This window comes from Candidatus Zixiibacteriota bacterium (genome assembly GCA_021159005.1).
Classification (GTDB): domain Bacteria; phylum Zixibacteria; class MSB-5A5; order UBA10806; family 4484-95; genus JAGGSN01.
This window is the reverse complement of the sequence record JAGGSN010000006.1, coordinates 1-11,456: the sequence shown is the minus strand read 5'-3', so window position 1 is coordinate 11,456 and position 11,456 is coordinate 1. Positions and strand designations below refer to the sequence as shown.

General features: G+C 41.9%; 9 protein-coding genes. 7 read left to right on the top strand and 2 right to left on the bottom strand.

Annotated features, from left to right (window positions below; all coding sequences use genetic code 11):
* Positions 1-473: 473 nt before the first annotated feature.
* Positions 474-2,561 carry an elongation factor G gene (gene fusA / locus J7K40_00420; GenBank protein MCD6160862.1) on the bottom strand — a complete coding sequence of 696 codons (2,088 nt, stop codon included), beginning with the start codon at positions 2,559-2,561 and terminating at the stop codon, positions 474-476.
* Positions 2,562-2,692: 131 nt separating this feature from the next.
* The gene (locus tag J7K40_00415; protein MCD6160861.1) at positions 2,693-4,300 is read right to left on the bottom strand and encodes a T9SS type A sorting domain-containing protein; all 1,608 of its coding nucleotides are present in this window, start codon (positions 4,298-4,300) and stop codon (positions 2,693-2,695) included.
* A gap of 274 nt (positions 4,301-4,574) precedes the next feature.
* Between J7K40_00415 and J7K40_00410 the strand changes: the two genes are divergently transcribed.
* From J7K40_00410 to J7K40_00380, 7 genes are all read left to right on the top strand, one after another.
* Positions 4,575-5,240 (top strand): cysteine hydrolase, encoded by a 666-nt coding sequence (locus tag J7K40_00410; GenBank protein ID MCD6160860.1) that lies wholly within the window; start codon positions 4,575-4,577, stop codon positions 5,238-5,240.
* Positions 5,230-6,120, top strand: a complete 891-nt coding sequence (locus J7K40_00405; GenBank protein ID MCD6160859.1) for an NAD(P)/FAD-dependent oxidoreductase — start codon at positions 5,230-5,232, stop codon at positions 6,118-6,120. The genes J7K40_00410 and J7K40_00405 overlap by 11 nt, the downstream gene beginning before the upstream one ends.
* Positions 6,117-7,085, top strand: coding sequence for a radical SAM protein (locus J7K40_00400; GenBank protein MCD6160858.1), 969 nt, complete (start codon positions 6,117-6,119; stop codon positions 7,083-7,085). The genes J7K40_00405 and J7K40_00400 overlap by 4 nt, the downstream gene beginning before the upstream one ends.
* 86 nt (positions 7,086-7,171) lie before the next feature.
* Positions 7,172-7,711, top strand: a complete 540-nt coding sequence (locus J7K40_00395) for a right-handed parallel beta-helix repeat-containing protein (protein MCD6160857.1) — start codon at positions 7,172-7,174, stop codon at positions 7,709-7,711.
* Positions 7,712-7,768: 57 nt separating this feature from the next.
* Positions 7,769-8,167, top strand: a complete 399-nt coding sequence (locus tag J7K40_00390; protein ID MCD6160856.1) for a T9SS type A sorting domain-containing protein — start codon at positions 7,769-7,771, stop codon at positions 8,165-8,167.
* 69 nt (positions 8,168-8,236) lie between these two features.
* The gene (locus tag J7K40_00385) at positions 8,237-8,500 is read left to right on the top strand and encodes a hypothetical protein (protein ID MCD6160855.1); all 264 of its coding nucleotides are present in this window, start codon (positions 8,237-8,239) and stop codon (positions 8,498-8,500) included.
* 459 nt (positions 8,501-8,959) lie between these two features.
* Positions 8,960-11,284, top strand: coding sequence for a carboxypeptidase regulatory-like domain-containing protein (locus J7K40_00380; GenBank protein ID MCD6160854.1), 2,325 nt, complete (start codon positions 8,960-8,962; stop codon positions 11,282-11,284).
* Positions 11,285-11,456: the final 172 nt, after the last annotated feature.

Below are 11,456 nucleotides of genomic sequence, written 5' to 3'. Positions count from 1 at the left end.
AATGGCGGATAGTAAAAATACCGTGCCCCGTGTCTGCAGACAGGCGGGCGCCGGCAGGCAGGAGGTATCGGCACAACCAATCTCTGGATTCCCAATCAAGTTGGGAACAACGCGGGCAGTGTGGGGAACAACGCGGGCAGTGTTGGGAATGACGCGGGCAGCGTGGGAATGACATCACTATAGCATCCGCCTAAGGCGAACAAAAGGCCGGACAGTAGTTGATATCTTTTTGTATGTCAGAATGTCCGTCTTAAGGCCAATTACTCACAAATTTTAACCCGCCATAGGCGGACTCTTCGACCAGAGCTGTCGGAAGTAACTTCCGATAGCACAAAAACACTATGTATTCTTAATAGGCTCCTGATATTTCTGACTCTTTTTACCAAGCGCTGCTTGGTAAAAAAAGGGCGTCCGCCTGAGGTGAACGCCCATATAAATTATACAGCATCGATACGCTGATTTAATCGAATTATCTATTTCTCTTTTTCGTCCTGCTCTTTTTCCCTTTCGATTTCCTCAATTACCTTCTCGGAAATCTCACGGGGAACTTCCTCATGATGTGAAAATTCGCAGGAGTATGTCCCTCGACCTTGTGTTAACGAACGCAAAGTAGTGGAATACTTATACAATTCGGCCTGCGGCACAGAAGCTCTAATTCGCTGGTTTTTACCTTCAGGGTCCATCCCCATTATCTTGCCGCGCCGTGATGAAATATCGCCCATAACGTCGCCCATATAATCTTCAGGTACAACTACTTCTATCTTGAATATCGGTTCAAGAAGGTAAGGGTCTGCTTGGGTAAAGCCGCTCTTAAATCCCATTGAGGCGGCTATTTTAAACGCCATATCGGATGAATCTACAGTATGATATGAACCATCATAGCAGGTAACTTTAAAATCGACTACTTTAGTGGCAGCTAAACCGCCATTATCTCTGGCTTCAAGTATTCCCTTCTCAACCGCCGGCAGATATTTCGAGGGAATATTGCCGCCGACAATAGCGTTGACGAATTCGAAATCCCCGCCTCTGGGCAGAGGTTCCAACCTTAGCCAACAATCGCCATATTGGCCGCGTCCACCTGATTGACGTTTGAATTTGCCCTGAACCTCAAGTTTTTTACGGAATGCCGAACGATATGGTATGCGCGGCTTTGCCAGATCTATTTCAACTCCAAATTTACGTTTCAAGCGGTCTGTTACTACTGCCAGATGAAGCTCGCCCTGTCCGGAGAGAACCGTCTGCCTTAGTTCAGAATCGACATACATCTCGATAGTGGGGTCTTCCTCGCGAAGTTTTGTTAAGCCGGCGCCGATTTTATCCTCATCACCTTTGGTTTTGGCCACTACCGCCATCTGAATAACGGGCTTGGGGAAATCTATCGGAGCAAACTTTATTGGTGAACGTTTCTCGGCTAATGAATCTCCGGTATGAGTTGATTTTAATTTAACCAGCGCGCCAATATCGCCAGCCGCAACAGAAGTAATTTCAATTCGTTCCTTGCCGTTTAAAGCAAATATCTGACCAATGCGTTCGGCATTGTCTTTAGTAGTATTGATAAGGTCATCACCCGGTTTAATACTGCCTGAAAAAACCTTAAAAAACGACAACTCTCCAACATGAGCCTCAGAAACAGTTTTGAATACAAGCATGGAGGTTTTTTCTTTTGATGAGATTTTTCTTGATACTTCCTTATCACCATCAAAACCCTTAATTTCACCGGCATAATCGGGAGCAGGCAGGATTTTAATTACTTTATCTAAAAATGGTGATATTCCGGCTAATGTCGTAGCGGAACCGCAAAATATAGGATAAAGCGATCTGTCAGCTATTCCTTTGGAAAGGCCAGCGATTGTCTCGTCATCAGATAAGGTTTCCGCCTCAAAAAACTTTTCCATCAGAGCTTCATCAGATTCTGCCGCTGCTTCAATCATCTTGTCATGCCATTCCTGAGCAGTATCTTTAAATTCTGCCGGTATATCTTGGGGTTTGGCCGAACCATCCTTGTCAAACGAATAAGCCTTCATGGAGAGAAGGTCGATTATGCCTTTAAATGAAAGGCCATCGCCCCATGATATCACTATCGGTACCGCATGATTGGAATAGATTTCCCGTATGTCATTGACGCACTTCATGTAATCAGCATGTTCTTTATCCATGCGATTAATAAAGAAGGCACAGGGGATATTGTAATCTGAGGCAATACGCCAAACAATATCAGTTCCTACCTCAACTCCGGTTACGCCGTTGATAACTATAAGCGCCGTATCAGCGGCTCTAAGACCGCCATATAATTCGCCGTAAAAATCGGCATAGCCTGGCATATCTATAAGATTAATTTTACAGTCTTTCCAGTCAAAATGGGCTAAGGCTGTGTTAATCGATATTTTTCTGTCAATTTCATCAATCGCATAATCCGAAACAGTATTACCGCTATCAATATTTCCCAACCTGCTTATAGCTTTTCCAACATAGAGCGCCGCCTCAACCAGTGAGGTCTTTCCAGTACTGCCGTGTCCTACAATTCCGATATTTCGGATTTTATCAGTAGTGTATTCTTTCATCTAACAATCCTCCGGGTTCGCTTTCCTTATTAAAACCAATCAAGATACAAATCACGCAAGGGAAAGTCAACTATAACCTTATAATTTCATGAAAAAATGGACATATTCATCATATTGTCATTTAGCCCCAATTATTTCAACATCAGCATCTTGCCAGAGTAAACAGCTTTACCCGCCGAAATCTGGTAGAAATATACGCCGGCTGATACCAGGGCGCCTGAATCATCGCAGCCGTTCCAATTAACTGTTCCCTGACCGCCGCTTAGCTCAATATTCCCAAGCCGAGCCACTTTTTCGCCGAGCATATTATAGATGCTTACTGATGCGTATCCGGCATTTATTCTGCCGCTTAGATAAATGCTGATTGTTGTACTCTGGTTAAATGGATTGGGATAATTATAAGAAGTGATATCATCCGGCAAGTTAGCATGGTCGTTAGTAATTCTCGCAGTAATATCGCTTTCTGTCAGAAATCCATCCCATACTACCTGACAGATTTCGTTTTGCGCCTGACGCATCTCGTGAGCTTTAGGCTCCTGTCCCAACCATGATTCAAGTGCGCTATCGGCTTGATCAATAGCCCATTCCTCAAGGTTGAATATATACGAGAAAGAACCGTCGCCTGTGCTGTCTAACAGGCAGTGTGTATTCATCCATGTTTCGGCATCATCAACCGGATATAAATCCTCTAAGCGTTCGCCTATAATATCGAGCCATGGCGCGCCGATTCCATGATTCAAAAAGGCAGGCACGCCCTCAGAACCGACCCACAATGGAACCGCTATCGATAATACCGGCGGGCCTAACATAGCAAAAGTTGTTGCCCTAAGCGGGTTCTCATCCGGCAATACCCCGCGTATAACCGAACATGAACGGGTCTTGAAACGGTTAATGGTATCATAGGTATCCACATATCCCACCGGCAAAGTATCAAGCTGGCCGTAAAAAGGAAGCGGATAAGGATCGCAGTCGGGTCCATAAAAATCTCTGGCTATTGTTTGAAGAATAAATTTAACGCTCATCGGGCGGTTTTCCGGCTGGCTGCGAATCAGAAAGTTGGCGCGTTTATAGCGGTTGATGCCTTTATTGGTATTCCAGCCTATTAGAGAAAAAACAGACCGGACAATAATTCCATCAGGGGTTTGCTCAATATCGTTGGCATTATAAGTATAATAACTAAAATTAGTGCATTCGTATAATTTGGCATTACCGGAGGCATCAAGTACGCCAAACATCCAGGCGTCTTTTCTGCCGACCAGATTTGTTTGGGCTAACAGCTCTTCCCATTCATCTACATTACGGCAGGTCTGAAGGGCAATGCGCATCAAATCGCCGTCATCAATGCCATCACTGAGCACATCGGATAAGTTGTAGCAATTGGCATTAATAATCCCGAATCCCTTTTCGTTTATCCCCATGAAACAGCGGCTCAAATCACCGGCATAAAAATTCCCAAGATAAGCATAGGTAGTCTCATTTGAAGCGTAACAGGCAGGTATATAGTAATATTTCTGATCCGGATTGGTAACATCGCGATTTTTCCAGATTATCGGTCGATTATCAATTGTTGCCCGACCGCTTATAACCAGGATTGTGCATTCATTATCACCGACAGAATTGTTAATTGTTAAATTACATCCCGGTATGTCGGGTCTGGATAGTCCTGTAGTATCCTGTATAATCAGTAGAATAAAAGAAAAAAATACAATCGCTAAACAGCGCATTTCAATAAACCTCATGTTTATAATACAATAAATATTATTATTGTCAAGTATAAGAATATCAAGAGTTTCCCCATTTTTTTCAGAACATTGCAGGTTGGGTTCTGAATGAGTTCGGCAGATTCCCGCGGTGACTGTCTCCTGCCTCTTAAGGCGGCTAAATCGCCGTAAATAACAATAGAATTCACCTCCTCTATCATAAATCTATAGAATATCAAAAAAAATATCATTATAATTACTATCAAAATCAAAATAATGAGTTTAATCGAACTCGAAGGAGACTGGCAATTCGATGAAGCAGACATATTTCGAAATCGATACAATCAAGCTACAAGCCAAACAGATGCTGGAAAGCCTCCGCCAGCGAATCTATATTCGCGATACCAAATATATCCCCGAAAATTCCGCCTTGATTATTATTGATATGCAAAATTATTTTCTGGATAAGAAATCTCATGCCTATATACCCTCTGCCAAAGCAATAATTCTACGGATAGAATATTTGCTTGCTGAATATAAAAAACGAAAATTGCCGGTAATTTTTACCCGTCATACTAATTCCGCTGAGGATGCTAAGATGATGAACAAATGGTGGGGCGATTTAATCAGCCCGGATGATAACCTCAGCGAGATTATCGATGATTTCGACCTTGCCAATAGCTTTGTAATCGAAAAACATCAATATGATGCTTTCTATGAAACAGAACTTGAGAATATCCTTCATAACAAGAAGGTCAAGCAGGTCGTAATCTGCGGTGTAATGACTAACCTTTGCTGTGAAACAACTACCCGTTCGGCATTCATGCGGGGTTTCGAGCCGCTGTTTACTATTGATGGCACGGCGACTTACAGCGAGGATTTTCATTTGGCGGCGCTTATGAATCTTGCCTATGGGTTTGCTGCGCCGGTTTTGACAGATAATTTACTGACTACTTTAAAGAGCAAAAATGAAGCTTGAAGACATAGTAATAATCGGCGCCGGACCTGCCGGAATTGCAGCGGGAATACAGCTTAAACGCTATGGACTAAAACCGGTCATCATTGAAAAAAACGAAATAGGGGGACTTCTGAAAAACGCAAACTCAGTGGAGAACTACCCCGGCTTTCCCGATAGTATCTCAGGCTCTGACCTGACAGCTTATTTTAGGAAACAGCTTGAAAATAATTCGTTGGCAGTATATTTTGAGGAAGCGACAAATCTTGACTTTCGGCAGGGAATATTTATTATTGAAACCTCGAAAAGGAGTATCTCATCAAGGATAGTACTGATAGGTTCAGGAACTAAGCCCGTTGAGTTTTCAGATTTTAGGTTATCGGAAGAAATCAAGGCAAAGGTATTTTACGAGATTTATCCCCTGTTGAATATGAAAGATAAAAGATTTGTTATCATGGGCGCAGGCGATGCTGCTTTCGATTACGCATTAAACCTGAGCAGATATAATAACGTAGTTATCCTGAATAGGGGCGAAAACGAAAAATGCTTACCCCTTTTAAAGGAAAGAGCAAAGCAAGCGAATAATATCAAATATTATATGCAAACCACGATTATTAAAATTACCGTTGTTTCCAAGCAGAAACTGTTTATTGAATGCAATAACCCAAATGGAGTTTTAAAACTCGAAACGCACTTCCTGATATTTGCTATCGGCAGGAAACCTCAGCTTGATTTTTTGTCAGAGGGATTGCGAAATAATTACAAAGAACTTGAGCAAAAAGGACTTCTCTATTTTATCGGCGATGTGAAAAACGATATTTACAGGCAAACAGCAATCGCGGCTGGAGACGGGATTAAAGCGGCAATGAAAATCCGCCGGAAACTGAGGGTAATTACTCGATGAAAGTATTGCAGTATACCGGTCGGGAAGATATTGCTATGGTATATATAGCCCGGATGGATAACTCAAGGCTGGTAGAATTTATCGAATCGCGTCAACCGCCATTGCCACTGAAAGAAAAATGGGTCATCATTGTATCAACCCTGTTTGGTTGTCCGGTCGGCTGTCCTATATGTGATGCCGGCAATTTCTATAAGGGAAAATTAACCGCGAATGAAATCTTTGAACAGATAGATTTTTTAGTGGGAAAAAGGTTTCCTGACAGAAATATCGCAGTAAAGAAATTTAAAATCCAATTCGCCAGAATGGGAGAACCATCATTTAATCCAAATGTGCTGAAGGTTTTGAAAAGCTTGCCATCTAAATATAATGCGCCCGGTATGATGCCATGCATTTCAACTATAGCTCCATCCGGAACCGATAAATTTTTTGATGAACTTATCGAGATAAAAGATGATTTATATAAGGGGAAATTTCAACTTCAATTTTCAATTCACACTACGGATATTGAGCTAAGAGACCGATTGATTCCGGTGAAAAAATGGGATTTCGCCAAAATTGCCGGATATGGCAAGCGATTTTATAAAACCGGCGATAGAAAAATAACCTTGAATTTCGCGCTTGAAAGAAAATCGGAGTTAGACCCGAAAATCCTTCATCAATATTTTGACCCTGATAAATTTCTAATAAAAGTAACTCCGTTAAATCCAACCTATAAAGCGGCTCAAAACAGGCTCTCGTCCCATATTGACCCATGCCAACAACAATCAGGCGATGAAATAGCCGGCAAACTTCAAGAATATGGCTATGAGGTCATCATAAGCATCGGGGAGGCAACTGAAAATTATATAGGCAGCAACTGCGGGCAATACGTAATGAGCCATTCTAAAGAAAAGGGAGCTATCCCGGATGGGTATACATATACGCTTAAAGATTATACGTTAAAGAAGCACAATAATACTACGTAATTAATTTGCAATAATTCAATGCTTGCGTTTCATCGCATATTGTATATATTTAAAACATAATAAATAACCATTATGAGGAGGATTATATGAACAAGCTGGTAATTTTTATAGTCTTTTTATTGCTTATATTCAGTTTCCCTGTAGCTGCTTACCAGAGCCTTCAGGAAATATACGATCTGGCTGAAGGCAGCGGCGAATATGACAAATATATCGAACTTGACTCGGATGTTGAATATCTCGGCGACCTGAATATACCATATGGTCATAATGTTCGTCTTGATGGCGGCGGTGCGCTTATTCACGGTATTTACAACAATATCGCCATACTTGTCTGGGGTAGCAATCTTGATATTTCAAATTGCGTTATCGCAGGGGGCAGTTATGGCATCCGTTTCGACACCTTAGCCTCCGGTACAATCTACTCAAATACAATCACTCTAAGCGATTATGCTGGCATAGCGGTATTACATCAAAACCAACAGGATAACGTTGAAGTATGGGATAACATAATCACCGATTGTTATTATGGTTTTTTATGTATTCTGAACTTGCGTCCCGAATACCTCGGCCATAACACCATTTACAATACATTCACTTATCGGTATGCCGAATTGGATCCCGAATGAGGGAATGATGAGGTTTATTCTTTTACCCCCGGTCTGGGGGACCAGAATCTTGACCCATTGTTTATCGATTCCGCAAACAACGATTTCCATCTTCAGCAAAACTCGCCATGTATCGGTTCCGGCCGTTACGGCGATGACAGAGGTGCGCTGCCATATGAGCCGACTTTTATCGATGATAATAGAATACGCCCATTCGCCGCTGAGTTGTCAGACAATTATCCCAATCCTTTCAATTTCTCGACAACTATAGATTATTATTTATCTCATCGAGTTGAGGTTGCTGTTGATATTTACAATATCCTTGGCCGTAAAGTGGAAACACTGGTTAATAATGAACAATCGGCAGGTCATTATCAGGTTGTCTGGCAAGCCAATGACAAAGCATCCGGGGTGTATTACTATAAAATTCAGGCAGGCGGTTATATTGAAATGAAGAAAATGCTGTTTTTAAAATGATATTAATAACTTAATTTCCTGACTATTAATATATTGCGGGACGCAAGCTTTTCTATCCGTAGAATCGCTATGTTTCGCTTTGTGCGGGGGAATGATTCTTCAAGAATCGCTATAGCTTTTATATGTTCTCCTGAAGGGCGGGCTTTTGAAGACAATCTGATATTTAATGTTTATCCGGGCTATTTTAACAACCATCCAAATTCAAACAATGTTAAGTTATTCCTTTATAATCAGGATACCGGTAAATGGAAAGTTGAGAACACTCGGCAAAAGACCGGAAAAAGGCTCAGATTTGAAATCGAACATTTCTCAAGATATGCTATAGCTAACTAATTTTACAGGTTATGTTTCAGGATAGCTCTGTCTTAGGCGGACATCTTTGTGGAAAACATCCTGAGGCCAACATATTATCATCAAACCAACCATCTTCAATAAGTATAACACCTGCAACTTGAGCTGCTCGAGTGAATAGTATTATTAAAAAGAACTTGACGTGGAAAAAAATAAATTATATCTTAAACCTAGTAGTATGAATTTGTGTCCACTATGTTGATGGAAATAAAATTAAAAACGACCGATTTCTATTTAACTACTTTGATAAGAATTGTCTCCAAATGAGGGTAGAAAGCAATATAGGCTCTATAACCCAATATTTTAGGGAGGAATGTGCTTAGCGCAAGGGTAGAAAGTAACACCAATAATTTAAACCCATCACGTAAGGATGAATGTACTCTAAGCAAGGGTAGAGAGCGTAAAAGTTCCTTTATAAACATAACACTTAAGGAGGAGTGTATGAAAAAATTGTTGATCCTGTCAATGTTAACCGCCTTAATCTTGGTTGGCTCGTTAGCTTTTGCTCAAGATCCTGATTTAGGCACAATAAGCGGTACAGTAACCAACGAGGTTACCGCTGAGCCGTTAGGTCAAGCCATAATGGTTGCCATGACTATCGGGAATCACCCCCGACCAGCCGATTTTGATTCAACCGATGAATTTGGCGTGTATGAATTGGATGTCTCTTACGGAGATTATCGTGTAATGGCGTTCAAACTGGGTTATGAGCCTGAATTTTGGGAAGAAGCCGATAATCCTGAAGACGCGGCTGTTGTTGCGGTTGATGAAGAGAATAGCCCGACAGGTATCGATTTCACATTGACTGAAAGAGTTATAGAACCTGGCTCGGTTGCCGGTGTGGTTACAGACTTTGATACAGGCGACCCGATAGAAGATGCTATTGTTGCTTTGTGTACGTTTAACCAACCTGGTTTCCAACGCATAGCTTATACGCTTGCTGATGGCTCATATCTGATTGATGATTTACCACCCGGAACATATCGGCTTGCGTGTCACAAAGATGGCTATGTTCTTGAAGAGTATCCCGATTCCGTAATGGTAGATGATGGCGCAGTAACCGGCATCGATTTTGCCCTTGAGCCGCTTGTTTTTGGTTCAATTGCCGGCACGGTAACTGATGCTGGAACTGGTGATCCGGTTGAAGGTGCCAGAATTATGGCTCGTATACCAGGTCATCATGGTTACCAATGCGTGGCTTTTAGCGGGGTAGATGGCACTTATCTAATCGATGAACTTATTCCCGGCGAATATTCTGTTGTCTGTGGAAAACGGGGATATATTTCTTTAGAATATCCTAATCCAGTCATTATTGACGGCAATGATGTAACCGGCATCGATTTCGCCTTAGAGGCTATAACTATGAGCGGTATATCGGGTGTTGTTACCGATGGCGCTACTACCGAACCGATTGAAGGCGCTTTAGTATTCGCTATTAAAATGCAGTATCCGCATTGTTTCCGCTGGGCATTAACCAACGAGAACGGCGAGTATTTAATTGAACTGCCTTCCGGCGAGTATTATATGGAAGCTCGTGCGCGGGGTTATTTCCCTGGCGTATTAGAGGACCCGGTCGTTGTTGTTGATGAGATTGCAGCCAATATCAATTTCGAATTGATGCCTGTTGCGTTCGGCAGCATTTCCGGTACGGTTTATGACACTGCCGGTGTTCCTATCTCCAACGCGTTTGTTCATGCTCATAAATATCATTCATTCCATCATGGCACTGCCAGAACTGATTCCCTTGGGAATTATACGATCGAACATTTAATCCCAGGCGCTTACAAGGTTAAAGCCTATGCCCAAGGCTATATACGACAGGTTTATGATGAGCTTGTAATAGTCGGCGCTGACGAAGATGTAACCGGTATTGATTTCTATCTCGAAATATATGTATCGCCTTTTGATGGCTATATTGCCGGTAATGTTTTTGATGATGCAACTTTAGAACCGATTGCCAACGCTTGTTTGGTCGCTATCAGCCATCGTACTAACCCTTACCATCACATGCTCCGTTTTACCCGCACCGATGAAAACGGCGATTACATTTTCGAAAACCTTCCCGATGTCGAATTTAAAATCTTATGCGGCGCAAGAGAATATGTAGCGGAATTCTACGATGACAAAGACAACATACAAGACGCCGATGCTGTAACGCCCGATGCCGATGATATCAATATCGGACTAGCGGCTGTTGAAGCCAGTTTCAGAACGCTTAGCGGCCGGATTGTTGAAAATGGTCAATCAATAAATGACGCAATTGTTTTAGCCAAGCAGGATGGCAAGGTTGTTGCGTTTGGTGAAATATTCGATGATGGCGTCTATTATATCAACAATCTTGCTCCAGGCGAATATGCAATTGAAGTGATAAGTTCAACAATGGGCGAGGGCTCTCTTGATGAAATATCAGTCGTTTTCTCGGATAAATATGATGCTGATATAGTCCTCAGTCCTACTTCAGTAGATGATAACAGCGCCAGTTTGCCGACATCAACGATGCTCTTGCAAAACTATCCCAATCCGTTCAATTCCTCCACTAATATCAGCTTCTGTCTTGCTGAGGAAGGTTATGTCAATCTGACTGTTTATGATATGCTGGGACGTAAAGTAACAACCCTGAATTCATCAAAAATGGAAGCCGGTCAGCATATATTGACCTGGAACGGCGTCGATTCTGAAAACAACAATGTAGTTTCCGGTCTGTACCTGTATGTATTAAAAACAGGCGATGAAACATACACAAAACGAATGCTGCTTCTGAAATAAGAGAATCACATTCAATGCTATTTACAAGGGCGTCCGCCTAAGGTGGACGCCCTTTTTTCTATTATTCCTCTCACGAAAGTTCAGTTTCTTAGCCCGCATTATTCATAAAAAATATCACTACTGTCCGGCCTTTTGTCCGCCTTAGGCGGATGCTATAATGATGTCATTCCCA